The sequence below is a fragment of the Pseudomonas sp. 10(2024) genome (assembly GCF_045164175.1).
In the GTDB taxonomy this organism is placed as follows: Bacteria; Pseudomonadota; Gammaproteobacteria; order Pseudomonadales; family Pseudomonadaceae; genus Aquipseudomonas; species Aquipseudomonas alloputida.
This window is the reverse complement of the sequence record NZ_CP174006.1, coordinates 3,449,200-3,464,699: the sequence shown is the minus strand read 5'-3', so window position 1 is coordinate 3,464,699 and position 15,500 is coordinate 3,449,200. Positions and strand designations below refer to the sequence as shown.

Sequence of the window (15,500 nt, the reverse complement as noted above, 5' to 3'; positions counted from 1 at the left end):
CCTCATTTGTCCCAGGTTTCAGGGCACCCCTTGCACCCCTCCATGTTGGCCTCCTGAAAATTCCCGTAATGCTGCCGCGCCCCGCGCAAATCGGCGCGTGCCAGGTTGCTCTGGCCAAACTTGGCTTCCTGTAGGTTGGCATCGCCCAGGTTGGCCTCTTGCAGGTCGGCCTTGCTCAACCAGGCCATCTCCAGGTCCGCCGCCTGCAAGTTGGCCTGCTGCAGCTTTGCCCCGGACAGCCTGGCGAATTGCAGGTAGGCTGCGCGCAGGTCCGCCTTTTCAAACTGTGCGCCCTGGGCGAACAAGCCCCAGCCTTGAATGGCCACCAGCTTGCTGTTGCTCAGGTCGGCCAGGCGCAGATTGCTTTGTTGCAGGCTGGCGCGGGTCAGGTTGGCACCTTGCAGGCGGGCTTTTTCCAGATTTGCCAGGTCCAGCTGGGCGTGACGCAGGTCGGCATCGCGCAGGTCGGCACCGGCCAGGTTCATCTTGCGCAGGTCCTGGTTGGCCAGGTTGGCGCCGCGCAGGTTGGCGCCCGGGCACTGGCTGGCTTCGGCAATCACGCAGCCGTTGATGGTCAAGGGGGTATCGTTGCCGGCGTCGTCGGCGTTCACTGCCAGGGCAGGGGATAGCGCCAGCAGCAAGGTCAAGGGCAGGTAATTCATGGCAAAAGCCTCCGGTCAGGAGAAGGGCAGAAACGGGGAGGGGCGCAGGCCGCTCCCCGCTGCAGGTCAACGCTGTGCAGTCTTGTTGTCCCAGCTCGGGATCTTGAACACCCAGAACGAGCCACCCTGAGCCACCGGTTTGGTCAGCTCGGCCATGTCGCCACCCCACAGCGGTACCGCACCGCCGTAGCCCACGGTTACGCCGATGTACTGCTCGCCGTCCTGTTCCCAGGTGATGGGCGGCGAGACGATGCCGCTGCCGGTCTGGAACTTCCACAGCTCTTTGCCCGTCTTGGCGTCGAAGGCCTTGAAGAAGCCGTCGCCCGTGCCGGTGAACACCAGGTTGCCCTTGGTCGCCAACACCCCGGCCCACAGCGGCAGGTGTTCCTTGTGTTCCCACACCAGCTTGCCGGTGGTCGGGTCCATGGCGCGCAACGTGCCGACATGGTCGTCGTACATGCGCTTGATACGGAAGCCCATGCCCAGATAAGCCGAGCCCTTCTTGTAGTTCACTTCCTCGGTCCAGTATTCCTCTTTCCACTGGTTGCCGGGGATGTAGAACAGCCCGGTGTCCTGGCTGTAGGCCATGGGGTTCCAGTTCTTGCCGCCCAGGAACGGTGGCGAGACTTCCACCGGCTTGCCCTTGGTTTCACCCGGCAGCGGCTTGGCCGGGCGTTGGCCAGGGTTTTCCACCGGGCGCCCGGTCTTCAGGTCGATATGGCTGGCCCAGGTGATGTTGTCGACGAAGGGGAAGGCGTTCTGCAGCTTGCCGTTGTTGCGGTCGACCACATAGAAGAAGCCGTTGCGGTCGGCGTGGGCGGTGGCCTTGACCACGTTGCCGTTCTTGTCCTTGTAGTCGAACAGCACCAGCTCGTTGTTGCCGGAGAAGTCCCAGGCATCGTTGGGGGTGTGCTGGTAGAACCACTTGACCTCGCCGGTACTCGGGTCGACGCCGACCTGGCCGGAGGTGTACAGGCTGTCGAAGTCATGCGGGTTGCCGTCTTTCGACGTGCGCGCCCAGGTATTCCAAGGGCCGGGGTTGCCAGCGCCGACAATGATGGTGTTGGTTTCGGGGTCGAAGCTCGCGCTTTGCCAAGGGGCTCCGCCGCCGTGGCTCCAGGCTTCGACCTTGCCGGTTTCGGTGGTAGGGTCGTCTGGCCAGGACGGCGCCTTGACGTCACCGGTCGGGGTGCTGTCCTTGCCGTTCAGGCGGCCCATGTGGCCCTCGACGAAGGGCCGCATCCACACTTCTTCGCCGGTGTCCGGGTCGCGTGCGAACAGCTGGCCGACCACGCCGAATTCATCGCCGGAGCTGCCGTGGATCAGCAGCACCTTGCCGCTGGTCTTGTCCTTGATCAGCACTGGCGCACCGGTCATGGTGTAGCCGGCGCCGTGGTCGCCGAACTTCTTGTTCCACACCACTTTGCCGGTGCGCTTGTCGAGGGCGATGACACGCGCATCGAGGGTGCCAAAGTAGATCTTGTCGCCGTAGATCGCCGCCCCGCGGTTGACCACGTCACAGCAGGGACGAATGTTGTCGGGCAGGCGGTGGTTGTAGGTCCACAGGCGTTTGCCGGTCTTGGCATCGAGGGCGAATACCCGTGAGTACGAGCCGGTGACGTAGACCACGCCATCGCTGACGATGGCCTGGGATTCCTGGCCGCGCTGCTTCTCGTCGCCGAAGGAGTAGGACCAGGCCGGGGTCAGCTTGAACACGTTCTTGTCATTGACCTGGGCCAGCGGGCTCCAGCGCTGGGCATTGGTGCCCATGCCGTACTGCAGCACGTCCTGGGTGGTCAGGTGGTCATTGGCGATGTCTTCCCAGGTGACGTTCTTGCCGGCAGGTGCAGCGGGTGTGCTGGCCGCTGTTGCCACATTGCCCAGGGCCAGGCTACCGGCCATTAGCAGGACGCGCACGCTCAGGGCCAGCGGGGAAAGGGCGGGTAGCGATCTTATTGTCATGGTTGCAGTTCCCAGTGGAGGTTTTGGCCTGCACAGGGTGGGGCGCAGCGGCTATCGCGGGATACGGAAAAAGTCCCGCCCTTGCCGGGAATAGTTCCCGCGCGGCACCTCAATTGGCCCTTCGCCACAAGCCCTACTACCAAGGGATTAAGGCCCGGCCACCAAAGCAGCATTCGGCCGCCCGCGGGCTGTTTCTAAGATGGCGGCACGGCCTCTGTGGTTGAGGCTTTGTGTGCAATGGTGAGGGCATAACAATGACAACAAAATGCAATGTGTTGCTTGCTGCTGGGTTGCTGGCCGCAGCCGTGCTGACCGGTACAGCCTGGGCCCATGGCAACGTGGTGCCCCAGGCAGTGGAGACCAAGGGCCTGACCCCGATCAAGGACACTGGCGTGAGCCTGGACGGCGACGGCTGGGCCGCGGTCAACCCGTACCGCAGCTCGCCCGAGCACGACAAGGCCGTGGAAATCGGCGCCTCGGCCTACAACCAGAACTGCGCTGCCTGTCATGGCCTGGAGGCCAAGTCTGGTGGTATCGCGCCTGACTTGCGCATGCTCGACGCGGGTGATGCCGGCGATGAATGGTTCGTCGAGCGGGTACGCCACGGCGCGGTTCGCGACGGCCGCGTGTACATGCCGAAGATGGCCGATTACCTCAGCCAGGAAGCCCTGTGGGCGGTGCGCACCTACCTGGACAGCGTGCACGTCGAGGAGTGACGGCCATGCGTCTGTGGGCGGTGCTGTTGAGTGGCCTGCTGCTGTGTTGCGCGGCGGCCCAGGCGCAGGTGCGCAACTATGACGCGATCATCGCCGCCGGCGAGCTCAAGGTGGCGGTGTACAAGGATTTCGCCCCCTACAGTTTTCAGGACCACGGCCAGCCGCGTGGTGTCGATGTGGAGCTGGCGCAGGCCCTGGCCACGGCCTTGGGGGTACGCCTGCAACTGATCTGGGCGCCACCCGGAGAAAAGCTCGACGATGACCTGCGCGACTACATCTGGCGTGGCAGCCCGCTGCGTCATCAGCAATTGGCCGACCTGATGATGCGGGTGCCTTACGATCGCGCCTACGCGCAGCGGCGCAACGAGCTGGGGGAGCTGGAAAACGCCCAGGTGGTGATGTTCGGCCCCTATCAGCAGGAGCGTTGGCAGGTGGCCTACGATCGCCGTCGCCTGGCCTCAGTGGCCAGTGTCGCGGTATTCCAGCAGCATCCTATCGGGGTCGAGGTGGACAGCGTGCCGTCGTTTTACCTGACGTCGGTGTTCAACGGCATGCTCAGCGCCAGGACCCATCATTACCCCAGCGTGCAGCAGGCTTTTGCTGCGATGCAGGCCGGCCAGGTAGACGCAGTGATGGCGATGCGCGGCGAAGTTGACTGGCAGCTGCACCAGGCCGCCGACCCGCAACTGGCCTTGGCAGAAAACGCCTACCCGAACCTTGGCAAACAGGCCTGGGAAATCGGCATGGCCGTACATGAAAGCAACCGGCAGCTGGCCTATGCCGTGGAGGAGGCCATGGAAGCGATGATTCGCGATGGCCGGCTCAAGGCGATGTATGCCGCATACGGCCTGCGTTACGAGGTCCCGGAGATGTATCAATAGGAGTGGCCATGAACTGGCGAGCAACTTTCCTGCTGGCCTGCTGGATGCCCTGGGCCGCCCAGGCTGCGACACAAGGCACCCACACAGACCCGGTGCCTTCCGTGATGTGGGACTTCTACCACAAGCAGTTGCTGGGGCAGGCGGCGTTCGTGTTCGATGACCGTGTGAAGCTTCTGGCGCCGCCCTTTGCCGAGGATGCACGGCAGGTACCGCTGGAGATCGACGCCCGGGCGTTCACGGGCGATGTGGTGCGGATTATCGCCTGGGCAGAACTGAACCCTCTGCCGCGCATCGTCGACTTTCAGCCCGGCGAGCGCGTGTTGCCCTGGTTGTCGATCCGCATCCGCATCGAACAGGCCACACCGTTGCGCGCCGCCGTACTGACACGCGATGGCCTGTGGCACGTTGGTTCGACCCTGATCGATGCTGCCGGCGGCGGTTGTACTGCACCCAGCGTGGTGCGCACCCAGCCCGGCTGGGAGGAGCACCTCGGGGAGGTGCTGGGCGGGCGCTACCCGCGTGGCGACAGCAGCCGCCTGCGCCTGCAGGTGGCCCACCCCATGGATAACGGCCTGGTCAGCGGCATTCCTGAGTTCTTTCTCAACCATGCCGAGTTGCAAGGTGCAGATGGCCAGCGCCTGGCCAGCCTGGAGCTGTACCCGGCGGTCAGCGAAAACCCCAACCTGGGCTTTGACATTCAGGGCCCCGGGCCAACACGGCTGCTGTTGCGGGACAACAGCGGCAACCAGTTCGAGGCGGCGCTGCCCTGAGCGCGTTGTCTGATTTCACCCTGACCCGAGGCACCATCATGCGTTGGATCCTGTTGTTGCTGCTGTGCCTGGGGCTGCCGGCCCAGGCTGATCTGGCGTACTGGCTCACACCCCGGCAGATCGCCGAGGGCACCTGGTTGCTGGAAGGCAGCACCGACAATTTCGCCAAGGCCAATGGCGGCAATGTGGTCAACACCGCGTTCATCGTCACCGACAGCGGTGTGGTGGTGATCGACAGCGGGCCGTCGAAAGGCTATGGCGAGGCATTGCGCAAGGCAATTGCCACCCTCACCGACAAGCCGGTAGTGGAGGTGCTGCTGACCCATCATCATCCGGACCATGTGCTGGGCAACCAGGCCTTTGCCGATGTGCCGATCGGTGCCCTGGCCGGCACCCGCGACCTGCTGCGCCAGCAAGGCGATGCCATGGCCGAGAACATGTATCGCCTGGTCGGCGACTGGATGCGCGGTACCGAGGTGGTGCTGCCGACCCGGGTGCTGCAGCCGGGGGTGCATGAGGTGGGCGGGCACCGCCTGAGGTTGCTGGGGCTGGGCGGGCATACGGGGGCCGACCTGGCGATTTTCGATGAAAAGACCGGCGTGCTGTTTGCCGGCGACCTGGTGTTCTACGACCGCGCCCTGACCACGCCCAACAGCCCGGGGCTGGACGTGTGGCTCAAGGACCTGGATACCCTGCAGGCACTGCCCTGGAAACAGCTTGTACCCGGGCATGGCCCCTTGGCCAGTGATGCGCAGCCGTTCGTGCAAATGCGTGACTACCTGGGCTGGCTCGATGGCCTGATGCGTGATGGCGCGGCGCGCGGTGACGACATGGCCGAGATGATCCGCAGCCCCATTCCCGAACGGTTTGCCGGGATCAGCCTGACGCGCTATGAGCTGATCCGCAGTGTCAGCCACCTGTACCCGCGTTACGAGCGCCAGCAGTTACAGCGCTTGCCCTGACATTTACGGTGCCTGTGAGCCCCCGCGCCGCCCACGCAGCGCTCTATGTCTGCACCCACCCATCGCTCAGGCCCCTACCAAGGAACTAGAAAACTCCGCACTGCGAGCAATTGTTGGCAATCGGGTCGGGACCAAGAATTCCCGACACACCGGGAAATTTTCCCGGGCACAACAAAAAAACCAAAGGTAGCCGTCATGACCCGATCCCCACGTCGCCCCTTGTTCGCCGTGAGCCTGGTGCTCAGCGCCATGCTGCTTGCCGGCGCGGCTCACGCCGCTGTCAGCAATGAAGAAATCCTCCAGGACCCGAAGAACCCGCAGCAGATCGTGACCAATGGCCTGGGCGTGCAGGGCCAGCGCTACAGCCCGCTGGACCTGCTCAACGTCAATAACGTCAAGGAACTGCGCCCGGTCTGGGCATTCTCCTTTGGCGGAGAGAAGCAGCGCGGCCAGCAGGCCCAGCCGCTGATCAAGGACGGGGTGATGTACCTGACCGGCTCCTACTCGCGGGTGTTCGCCGTGGATGCCCGCACCGGCAAGAAACTGTGGCAATACGATGCACGTCTGCCGGATGACATCCGCCCCTGCTGCGACGTGATCAACCGCGGCGTCGCGCTGTACGGCAACCTGGTGTTCTTCGGCACGCTGGACGCCAAGCTGGTGGCCCTGAACAAGGACACCGGCAAGGTGGTCTGGAGCAAGAAGGTCGCCGACCACAAAGAAGGCTACTCCATCAGCGCCGCGCCGATGATCGTCAATGGCAAGCTGATCACAGGCGTTGCCGGCGGCGAGTTCGGTGTGGTGGGCAAGATCCAGGCCTACAACCCGGAAAACGGCGAGCTGCTGTGGATGCGCCCCACCGTGGAAGGGCACATGGGCTATGTGTACAAGGATGGCAAGGCGATCGAGAACGGTATTTCCGGCGGTGAGGCGGGCAAGACCTGGCCTGGCGACCTGTGGAAGACCGGCGGCGCCGCGCCGTGGCTGGGCGGTTACTACGACCCGGAAACCAACCTGATCCTGTTTGGTACCGGTAACCCGGCGCCGTGGAACTCGCACCTGCGCCCCGGTGACAACCTGTACTCCTCCTCACGCCTGGCACTGAACCCGGACGACGGCACCATCAAGTGGCACTTCCAGAGCACGCCGCATGACGGCTGGGACTTCGACGGCGTCAACGAGCTGATCTCGTTCAACTACAAGGACGGCGGCAAGGAGGTCAAGGCTGCCGCTACGGCCGACCGCAACGGTTTCTTCTACGTGCTCGACCGCACCAACGGCAAGTTCATCCGCGGCTTCCCCTTCGTGGACAAGATCACCTGGGCCACTGGCCTGGACAAGGACGGCCGGCCGATCTACAACGACGCCAGCCGCCCGGGCGCACCCGGCAGCGAGGCCAAGGGCAGCTCGGTGTTCGTCGCGCCGGCCTTCCTCGGCGCCAAGAACTGGATGCCGATGGCCTACAACAAGGACACAGGGCTGTTCTACGTGCCGTCCAACGAGTGGGGCATGGACATCTGGAACGAAGGCATCGCCTACAAGAAAGGTGCGGCGTTCCTCGGTGCCGGCTTCACCATCAAGCCGCTCAATGAAGACTACATCGGCGTGCTGCGCGCCATCGACCCGGTCAGCGGCAAGGAAGTGTGGCGCCACAAGAACTACGCGCCGCTGTGGGGCGGTGTGCTGACCACCAAGGGCAACCTGGTGTTCACGGGCACGCCAGAGGGCTTCCTGCAGGCATTCAACGCCAAGACCGGCGACAAGGTCTGGGAATTCCAGACCGGCTCAGGCGTGCTTGGCTCGCCCGTCACCTGGGAAATGGACGGCGAGCAATACGTTTCGGTGGTCTCCGGCTGGGGCGGCGCGGTGCCGCTGTGGGGCGGCGAAGTGGCCAAACGGGTCAAGGACTTCAACCAGGGCGGCATGCTCTGGACCTTCAAGTTGCCCAAGCAGTTGCAGCAAACGGCAAGCGCCAAGCCATAACGCCTGCCTACTGCCGCTTGCTGCCGCTGATCTGCTGGCAAGCGGCCCTACTACCAAATGACGAGAGCCCCGCTGCCAACGATGCATTCGCCCGGCACGCGGGGCTTCTTACCATCGGTGCATCGCCTGTCGTGGGACAGGCACCGACCCGCAGAGGCTCAGCATGATCTACGCACAACCCGGAACTCCAGGCGCCGTCGTATCCTTCAAACCCCGTTATGGCAACTTCATCGGTGGCGAGTTCGTGCAGCCGTTGGCTGGCCAGTACTTCACCAACAGCTCGCCGGTCAATGGCCAGCCGATTGCCGAATTCCCGCGCTCCACGGCCCAGGACGTCGAGCGCGCCCTGGACGCCGCGCATGCCGCCGCCGAAGCCTGGGGCAAGACCTCGGTGCAAGACCGTGCGCGGGTACTGCTGAAAATTGCCGACCGCATCGAACAGAACCTGGAAGTGCTGGCGGTTACCGAAAGCTGGGACAACGGCAAGGCCATACGCGAAACCTTGAATGCCGACGTGCCGCTGGCAGCGGACCACTTCCGCTATTTTGCCGGTTGCATCCGCGCCCAGGAGGGTGGCGTAGGCGAGATCAACGAAGGCACCGTGGCTTATCACATCCACGAGCCGCTGGGTGTGGTGGGGCAGATCATCCCATGGAACTTCCCGCTGCTGATGGCCGCCTGGAAGCTCGCCCCGGCCTTGGCCGCTGGCAACTGCGTGGTGCTCAAGCCCGCGGAACAGACGCCGCTGTCGATTACCGTCTTTGCCGAACTGATCGCCGACCTGTTGCCGGCAGGCGTACTGAACATCGTCCAGGGCTTTGGCCGTGAGGCCGGCGAGGCGCTGGCCACCAGCAAGCGCATTGCCAAGATCGCTTTCACCGGGTCCACCCCGGTGGGCTCGCACATCATGAAGTGCGCGGCCGAGAACATCATCCCGTCCACCGTCGAACTGGGTGGCAAGTCGCCGAACATTTTCTTCGAAGACATCATGCAGGCCGAGCCGGCGTTCATCGAGAAGGCTGCCGAAGGCCTGGTGCTGGCGTTCTTCAACCAGGGCGAGGTGTGCACCTGCCCGTCACGGGCGCTGATCCAGGAGTCGATCTACGAACCGTTCATGGCCGAGGTGATGAAGAAGATCGCCAAGATCACCCGCGGCAACCCGCTGGATACCGAAACCATGGTGGGTGCCCAGGCGTCCGAGCAACAGTACGACAAGATCCTTTCGTACCTGGAAATTGCCCGAGAGGAGGGCGCGCAGCTGCTCACCGGCGGTGGTGCCGAGCGGCTGCAGGGTGACCTGGCCAGCGGTTACTACATTCAGCCAACCCTGCTCAAGGGCAACAACAAGATGCGCGTGTTCCAGGAAGAAATCTTCGGGCCGGTGGTGGGCGTGACCACCTTCAAGGACGAAGCCGAAGCGCTGGCGATCGCCAACGACAGTGAATTCGGCCTGGGCGCCGGCCTGTGGACCCGCGACATCAACCGTGCCTACCGCATGGGCCGCGGGATCAAGGCCGGGCGAGTGTGGACCAACTGCTACCACCTGTACCCGGCGCATGCGGCGTTCGGGGGGTACAAGAAGTCCGGTGTTGGCCGTGAGACCCACAAGATGATGCTTGACCATTATCAGCAGACCAAGAACCTGCTGGTGAGCTACGACATCAATCCGCTGGGTTTCTTCTAGACCGCGTCGCGGCCTTCGCGGGCTCGCCCGCTTGTATGGTTAGACTTGAAGGGGTGGTGGGACTAAATGCCCGATTCTGACTGTTACGAGCAGTACAGACCGTGGGAGACATCGCCCCACCCCTTCCACCAAAGCGCCGATAAAGAATGCATCGTTTGCAAGCGACGATAGAAGCAAGCCAGCGCCTCTTGGTGAAAGCCCCTCAAGCCGAAAAACCATAACGTGGAGAGCCGCCGATGGCAATGCAGGTAGTGAAGTCGATCATCGGAGCGGACGTTGCAAAAGCTGAATTGGTGATCCATCACGAGGAGCGTGATGAGATCATCAAGCTGAAAAACTCTAAATCTGAAATCAATAAGTGGCTCAGGCAGCAGCCACTGAACACGGCTATCGCCGTTGAAGCGACCAACATCTATCACTTGGATCTGGTCGAGCTAGCCCATGGCATGGGCTTCGATGTTTATGTCATTGATGGATTTCAACTGAGTAACTATCGCAAGAGTGTTGGCGGCCGAGTCAAAACTGACCCGTCCGATGCGCGGTTACTGTCCCGTTTTCTGAAAAACGAGGGTGAGGATCTTCGCCCTTGGACCCCGCCTCCCGCCGTCTACGGCAAGCTGCAGAGCCTTCTGCGGCGCAGGGCTGCGCTGGTATCGGCACGTACTGCAATGACGCAGAGCTGGGCTAACGAGGGCCTGTTGAAAGCGGCCTTCGAAACCTTCGTCAAGTCGATAGAACGGCTGGACTTGCTGATACAAAAGAAGATCAAAGAAGTATTGCGAGAGGCAGGGCTGCTTGAACAGGTTATTCGCTGCCAAGCCGTGGAAGGTATTGGTTTTCTCACAGCGTCAGCACTGGTAATGGCATTTATCAGAGGCGAATTCAAAAGCAGTGACGCTTACATCGCCTTCTTGGGGATGGATCTGCGAGTGAATGACTCCGGGCAAAAGAATGGACGCCGCCGCCTTACAAAGCGAGGCTGTTCGGAGATCCGTCGTTTGTTGCATAACGCAGCGATGTCGGCCAGTAGGTCAGCTACCTGGAAAGACGTGTATGAGCAGTATCGGAGCAACGGTAAAGCAACGACTCAGGCATTAGTGATCTTGGCTCGCAAGCTCGCTCGCGTCGCATTCGCCCTGATGCGAGATCAGGGCGAATACGTCACCAAAAGCCGAAAATTGGCTTGCTGAAAACCATAGAATCTCCCACAGGTTCACCGTTGGTTCCAGAACCGGTGAAGAACCTGTGGGTGCGGGCGAGCCCGCAAAAGGGCCGGCACATGCATGGCCTACCCGTACCAACGCACCCCGCAAGCTCGTTCCAAAGTAGCATTCGGTCCAGTCCGCCCCCGTGCATTAATGCTTCTACCGGAATCCTCCGGCACAAGAAGAGGACTTGCCCTATGTGGACTAAACCCGCCTATACCGACCTGCGCATTGGCTTCGAAGTGACGATGTATTTCGCCAACCGTTGATGACGGCCCGGCCATCGCCACGGTGGCCGGATCCTCCTGGAGCATGTGCCTGTGAACCTGATTGATCGCCAGCAGGCCCTTGCCTTGGGGCGAGGCTTGCGCCTGGGCTGGGAGCCGCAGAAGGCTTGCCACGTGCTGTTGTACGCCGGGGGCATCATCGAGCTCAATGCCAGTGCCGGCTGGGTCCTGGAGCTGCTGGACGGCCACAGTACCGTGGCAACGGTCATCGACCGCCTGGCACAACGCTTCCCCGATGTACCAGGGCTCGAAGAGGACGTACTGGCGTTTCTGGAGGTGGCCCGCGCCAAATCCTGGATAGAATGACCGGTAGCCCCGCTTTGGTCTGGTTGCTTTCGTGGTGGGATGCTTTACGCTGGCGGTTATCTTCCAGAACAATAAGAACAGGCTTACCGATGAGCCAGAGTTTCAGCCCCCTTCGCAAGTTCGTATCGCCTGAAATCATCTTTGGTGCCGGCTGCCGGCACAATGTGGCCAATTACGCCAAAACCTTCGGTGCGCGCAAGGTACTGGTGGTCAGCGACCCTGGCGTGATCGCCGCCGGCTGGGTGGCGGATGTGGAGGCCAGCCTGCAGGCCCAGGGTATCGACTACTGCCTGTACACAGCGGTGTCACCCAACCCGCGGGTCGAGGAGGTGATGCTCGGCGCCGAGATCTATCGGCAGAACCACTGTGACGTGATCGTCGCCGTCGGTGGCGGCAGCCCGATGGATTGCGGCAAGGCCATCGGTATCGTGGTGGCCCATGGGCGCAGCATCCTCGAATTCGAAGGCGTGGACATGATCCGCGTGCCCAGCCCGCCGCTGATCCTGATCCCGACCACCGCCGGCACCTCGGCGGACGTGTCGCAGTTCGTGATCATCTCCAACCAGCAGGAACGCATGAAGTTCTCCATCGTCAGCAAGGCGGTGGTGCCGGACGTGTCGCTGATCGACCCGCAGACCACCCTGAGCATGGACCCGTTCCTGTCGGCCTGCACCGGCATCGATGCGTTGGTGCATGCCATCGAGGCCTTCGTGTCTACCGGCCACGGACCGCTGACCGATCCCCATGCGCTGGAAGCCATGCGCCTGATCAATGGCAACCTGGTGGAGATGATCGCCAACCCTACTGATATTGCGCTGCGCGAGAAGATCATGCTCGGCAGCATGCAGGCGGGCCTGGCGTTCTCCAATGCGATCCTGGGCGCAGTGCACGCCATGTCGCACAGCCTGGGCGGCTTCCTCGACTTGCCCCATGGCTTGTGCAATGCGGTGCTGGTGGAGCACGTGGTGGCGTTCAACTACAGCTCGGCGCCGGAGCGTTTCAAGGTGATCGCCGAGGTGTTCGGTATCGACTGCCGCGGTCTCAATCACCGGCAGATCTGCGGGCGGCTGGTGGAGCACCTGATTGCCCTGAAGCGTGCCATCGGCTTCCATGAAACCCTGGGCCTGCACGGGGTGCGCACGTCCGATATCCCGTTCCTGTCGCAACACGCGATGGACGACCCGTGCATCCTCACCAACCCCCGTGCGTCCAGCCAGCGTGATGTCGAGGTGGTCTATGGCGAGGCCCTCTGACGAGCAGCAGCGGGCGTTGGCCGGGCTGCTGGGGCTGGGTGACCACTCGGCGCGCAAAAGCCATTACCCGGAGCTGTCCGCCCGCCTGGACGAGCTGGAAGCCGAACGCAACCGTTACAAATGGCTGTTCGAAAACGCCGTGCACGGTATTTTCCAGGCCAGCCTTCAGGACGGCATGCGCGCCGCAAACCCGGCGCTGGCGCGCATGCTCGGCTATGACGACCCGCAAGCGGTGCTTTTTTCCCTGACTGACCTGGCCGCCAACCTGTTTGATGGCGGTGCCGAGGAGTTGCAGGCCATTACCGCGGTGCTCGCCCGTGAGCACAGCCTGCACGGCTACGAAACCCGTCTGCGGCGCAAGGACGGCAGCCATCTCGATGTACTGATGAACCTGCTGCTCAAACCCGGCCATGAAGGGCTGGTGGAGGGGTTCGTCGCCGACATTACCGAACGCAAGCTGGCCCAGCAGCGCCTGCAACAACTCAATGACGAACTGGAGCAACGGGTTGCTGCGCGTACCGATGAATTGCTGGAGGCGCGTGATGCCGCCGAAGCCGCCAACCGCAGCAAGGACAAATACCTCGCCGCCGCAAGCCATGACCTGCTGCAACCGTTGAACGCTGCCCGCTTGCTGATTTCGACCTTGCGCGAGCGGCCGTTGCCAGAGGCCGAGCATGTGCTGGTGGAGCGTACCCACCAGGCCCTGGAGGGCGCGGAAGACCTGCTGACCGACCTGCTGGACATTTCCCGGCTCGACCAGGCGGCGGTAAAGCCGGATGTGGCCGTGTACCGCCTGGACGAGCTGTTCGCGCCGCTGGTCTCGGAGTTCAGCCCGGTGGCCGAGGCGGCGGGCCTGAAGCTGCACGCACGCATAGCCGACTACGCCATCAGCACTGACCTGCGGTTGCTCACACGCATCCTGCGTAACTTCCTCAGCAACGCGTGCCGGTATACCGAGGAGGGGCGGATCCTGCTCGGGGCAAGGCGCCGCGGCGGCCATTTGCGGCTGGAGGTGTGGGATACCGGACGGGGCATTGCGCAGGACCGGCTGCAGGACATATTCCTCGAGTTCAATCAGCTGGATGTGGGGCGTGCAGCGGATCGCAAGGGCGTTGGCCTCGGGCTGGCCATCGTCGAGCGGATCGCCAAGATACTCGGTTACCGGATCGAAGTGCGGTCGTGGCTGGGGCGTGGCTCGATGTTCAGCATCGAGGTACCTCTTGGCAAAGAAATGCCGCTGGCTGTTCACCAGGCTGTGCCGCTGCCCAGCGTCGGTGATCCGCTGCCGGGCCGCCGCCTGCTGGTACTGGACAACGAAGTGAGCATCCTCGAGAGCATGGGCGCGCTGCTTGGGCAGTGGGGCTGCGAGGTGGTGACCGCGACCGACCAGGCAGGTGCCTTGCTGGCCTTGCAGGGGCAGGCCCCGGAACTGATCCTGGCCGACTACCACCTGGACCATGGCGTAGTGGGGTGCGAGGTGGTGAGGTACCTGCGTGAGCATTTTGCGACTGCCATACCGGCAGTGATCATTACCGCAGACCGCAGCGATCAGTGCCGGCGTGGATTGCAGAAGCTAGGGGCGCCGCTACTGAACAAACCTGTGAAACCCGGAAAACTGCGGGCGGTATTGAGCCAGTTGCTCCTGGTGCATTGACTGGGTAGTCGTTCACCATTCAGCGAAATAGAGCACTTAAATGGCCTGTCGTGGAGTTTGGATCCACGGGTCTTTAAAACTTACCATTCGGTCAGCTTGCAAGAAGTTAGTAAACTAACTAATACGGCTTTAAATACCGCTGGTCGGTGCTTTTGCTCAAGAAATGAACGATTTGCCAGTGGGTCGCTCATATTTGCCAGCAAGTGTGTTCTTAAAGCAGCGCACTTCGCACCTCTCCCCAGAACGTAATGGACGTTCAACTTGATCTGAATCGCAGGGATGCACACGGGGCTTTTTTACCTCTGACGATGGAGTAACGCCATGCCCAACCGAGGCTCAACGGTTGAGCCACTGTGTGCAATTGAGTAACCATTCGCTGTTTCAATTAACGATATGAATTTGGTCTTCCCGGTGCGATCAAGTCGTACGCATGCTTGTTGCAAGGCCATCTAGCGCTGATGCATTACGTGGAGAATTCGACGTGGAGTTTAATACAATTATTAGCCTGTTCGGGCAGAAAGAATCCATGGAGCTGGTGCGGTTGTCGGTCATTTATGTTCATTTACTGGCCTGTTGTATCGCCATCGGCCTGGTATTTACCAGTGATGCCGAGATGGTCAGGGACTTGTTGAAGGGGTATCAACAGGCCAGCCATGACGGTAAGCACATGGCGCGATTGCAAGCGTCCGTTGCCAATGCCTTGATATTCTTGTGGCTTACCGGTGCCGCGGTCATTGGTATCGATTACCTTGAAAAAGGCATGAGTTATTTTGCCAATCCCAAACTTCACGCCAAGGTCATTATTGTCTTGCTCCTGACCTTCAATGGCATGTTGTTGCATCGTTATGTATTACCTGCCTTGCTCAAGGCCGGTTCTTTGCTTGACCTGAATATAGGCGTGCGGATGTTTGCCCTGTTTTCTGGCGCACTGTCAGGTGTTTCCTGGTTATATGCAGCGATGCTGGGCGTCGGTCGGCCACTGGCCTGGAAGTATTCGCTGACCGAGTTGCTGTTGGCCTATCCGGTGCTGATCCTGCTTGGCTTTGCCCTGATGGCCGCACTGACCCAGTGGGCGCGAAAACGCAATATGGCCAAAGCGACGCCAGCACCTGTGTGGCCGCGGGCGGGCATTCCTTGCTGATGGCCTGAGGCACTGCAACGGCGCCGCAAAGCGG

Annotated in this window: 14 protein-coding genes; 12 read left to right on the top strand and 2 right to left on the bottom strand. The window is 62.0% G+C overall.

The window, feature by feature from the left end:
- Positions 1-2 precede the first annotated feature (2 nt).
- Positions 3-662: a pentapeptide repeat-containing protein gene (locus ACI7M0_RS15710; protein WP_020193825.1), complete on the bottom strand. Its 660-nt coding sequence runs from the start codon at positions 660-662 to the stop codon at positions 3-5.
- Positions 663-728: 66 nt separating this feature from the next.
- Complete coding sequence (gene exaA / locus ACI7M0_RS15705; RefSeq protein WP_043195564.1) at positions 729-2,624, bottom strand: quinoprotein ethanol dehydrogenase; 1,896 nt, start codon at positions 2,622-2,624, stop codon at positions 729-731.
- Between the two features lie 254 nt (positions 2,625-2,878).
- Between exaA and pedF the strand changes: the two genes are divergently transcribed.
- From pedF to ACI7M0_RS15645, 12 genes are all read left to right on the top strand, one after another.
- Positions 2,879-3,340 carry a cytochrome c-550 PedF gene (pedF, locus tag ACI7M0_RS15700; RefSeq protein WP_010953594.1) on the top strand — a complete coding sequence of 154 codons (462 nt, stop codon included), beginning with the start codon at positions 2,879-2,881 and terminating at the stop codon, positions 3,338-3,340.
- Between the two features lie 5 nt (positions 3,341-3,345).
- Positions 3,346-4,221, top strand: a complete 876-nt coding sequence (locus ACI7M0_RS15695; RefSeq protein WP_012052781.1) for an ABC transporter substrate-binding protein — start codon at positions 3,346-3,348, stop codon at positions 4,219-4,221.
- A gap of 8 nt (positions 4,222-4,229) precedes the next feature.
- Positions 4,230-4,991 carry a quinoprotein dehydrogenase-associated SoxYZ-like carrier gene (locus ACI7M0_RS15690; protein ID WP_019436701.1) on the top strand — a complete coding sequence of 254 codons (762 nt, stop codon included), beginning with the start codon at positions 4,230-4,232 and terminating at the stop codon, positions 4,989-4,991.
- 38 nt (positions 4,992-5,029) lie between these two features.
- Positions 5,030-5,953, top strand: coding sequence for a quinoprotein relay system zinc metallohydrolase 1 (locus ACI7M0_RS15685; protein WP_405314358.1), 924 nt, complete (start codon positions 5,030-5,032; stop codon positions 5,951-5,953).
- A 195-nt stretch (positions 5,954-6,148) separates the two neighbouring features.
- The gene (pedH, locus tag ACI7M0_RS15680; RefSeq protein ID WP_019436699.1) at positions 6,149-7,936 is read left to right on the top strand and encodes a PQQ-dependent alcohol dehydrogenase PedH; all 1,788 of its coding nucleotides are present in this window, start codon (positions 6,149-6,151) and stop codon (positions 7,934-7,936) included.
- Between the two features lie 163 nt (positions 7,937-8,099).
- The gene (locus tag ACI7M0_RS15675) at positions 8,100-9,620 is read left to right on the top strand and encodes an aldehyde dehydrogenase family protein (protein ID WP_003254088.1); all 1,521 of its coding nucleotides are present in this window, start codon (positions 8,100-8,102) and stop codon (positions 9,618-9,620) included.
- Between the two features lie 236 nt (positions 9,621-9,856).
- The gene (locus tag ACI7M0_RS15670; RefSeq protein WP_392523497.1) at positions 9,857-10,810 is read left to right on the top strand and encodes an IS110 family transposase; all 954 of its coding nucleotides are present in this window, start codon (positions 9,857-9,859) and stop codon (positions 10,808-10,810) included.
- 212 nt (positions 10,811-11,022) lie between these two features.
- The gene (gene pqqA / locus ACI7M0_RS15665) at positions 11,023-11,094 is read left to right on the top strand and encodes a pyrroloquinoline quinone precursor peptide PqqA (protein ID WP_003243383.1); all 72 of its coding nucleotides are present in this window, start codon (positions 11,023-11,025) and stop codon (positions 11,092-11,094) included.
- A 51-nt stretch (positions 11,095-11,145) separates the two neighbouring features.
- A complete protein-coding gene (pqqD, locus tag ACI7M0_RS15660) occupies positions 11,146-11,418 on the top strand; it encodes a pyrroloquinoline quinone biosynthesis peptide chaperone PqqD (RefSeq protein WP_064490943.1) in 273 nt (90 codons plus the stop codon).
- Positions 11,419-11,507: 89 nt separating this feature from the next.
- Complete coding sequence (gene ercA / locus ACI7M0_RS15655) at positions 11,508-12,671, top strand: alcohol dehydrogenase-like regulatory protein ErcA (protein ID WP_004576476.1); 1,164 nt, start codon at positions 11,508-11,510, stop codon at positions 12,669-12,671.
- Positions 12,655-14,325: a NahK/ErcS family hybrid sensor histidine kinase/response regulator gene (locus ACI7M0_RS15650; protein ID WP_121161839.1), complete on the top strand. Its 1,671-nt coding sequence runs from the start codon at positions 12,655-12,657 to the stop codon at positions 14,323-14,325. The genes ercA and ACI7M0_RS15650 overlap by 17 nt, the downstream gene beginning before the upstream one ends.
- Positions 14,326-14,851: 526 nt before the next feature.
- On the top strand, positions 14,852-15,466 hold the full coding sequence (locus ACI7M0_RS15645; protein WP_121161837.1) for a hypothetical protein: 615 nt from the start codon (positions 14,852-14,854) through the stop codon (positions 15,464-15,466).
- Positions 15,467-15,500 lie beyond the last annotated feature (34 nt).

Coding starts and splice junctions, on each gene's coding strand:
- ACI7M0_RS15710 (WP_020193825.1), bottom strand. CDS start 662: ATGAATTACCTGCCCTTGACCTTGCTGCTGGCGCTATCCCCTGCCCTG.
- exaA (WP_043195564.1), bottom strand. CDS start 2,624: ATGACAATAAGATCGCTACCCGCCCTTTCCCCGCTGGCCCTGAGCGTG.
- pedF (WP_010953594.1), top strand. CDS start 2,879: ATGACAACAAAATGCAATGTGTTGCTTGCTGCTGGGTTGCTGGCCGCA.
- ACI7M0_RS15695 (WP_012052781.1), top strand. CDS start 3,346: ATGCGTCTGTGGGCGGTGCTGTTGAGTGGCCTGCTGCTGTGTTGCGCG.
- ACI7M0_RS15690 (WP_019436701.1), top strand. CDS start 4,230: ATGAACTGGCGAGCAACTTTCCTGCTGGCCTGCTGGATGCCCTGGGCC.
- ACI7M0_RS15685 (WP_405314358.1), top strand. CDS start 5,030: ATGCGTTGGATCCTGTTGTTGCTGCTGTGCCTGGGGCTGCCGGCCCAG.
- pedH (WP_019436699.1), top strand. CDS start 6,149: ATGACCCGATCCCCACGTCGCCCCTTGTTCGCCGTGAGCCTGGTGCTC.
- ACI7M0_RS15675 (WP_003254088.1), top strand. CDS start 8,100: ATGATCTACGCACAACCCGGAACTCCAGGCGCCGTCGTATCCTTCAAA.
- ACI7M0_RS15670 (WP_392523497.1), top strand. CDS start 9,857: ATGGCAATGCAGGTAGTGAAGTCGATCATCGGAGCGGACGTTGCAAAA.
- ercA (WP_004576476.1), top strand. CDS start 11,508: ATGAGCCAGAGTTTCAGCCCCCTTCGCAAGTTCGTATCGCCTGAAATC.
- ACI7M0_RS15650 (WP_121161839.1), top strand. CDS start 12,655: ATGGCGAGGCCCTCTGACGAGCAGCAGCGGGCGTTGGCCGGGCTGCTG.
- ACI7M0_RS15645 (WP_121161837.1), top strand. CDS start 14,852: ATGGAGCTGGTGCGGTTGTCGGTCATTTATGTTCATTTACTGGCCTGT.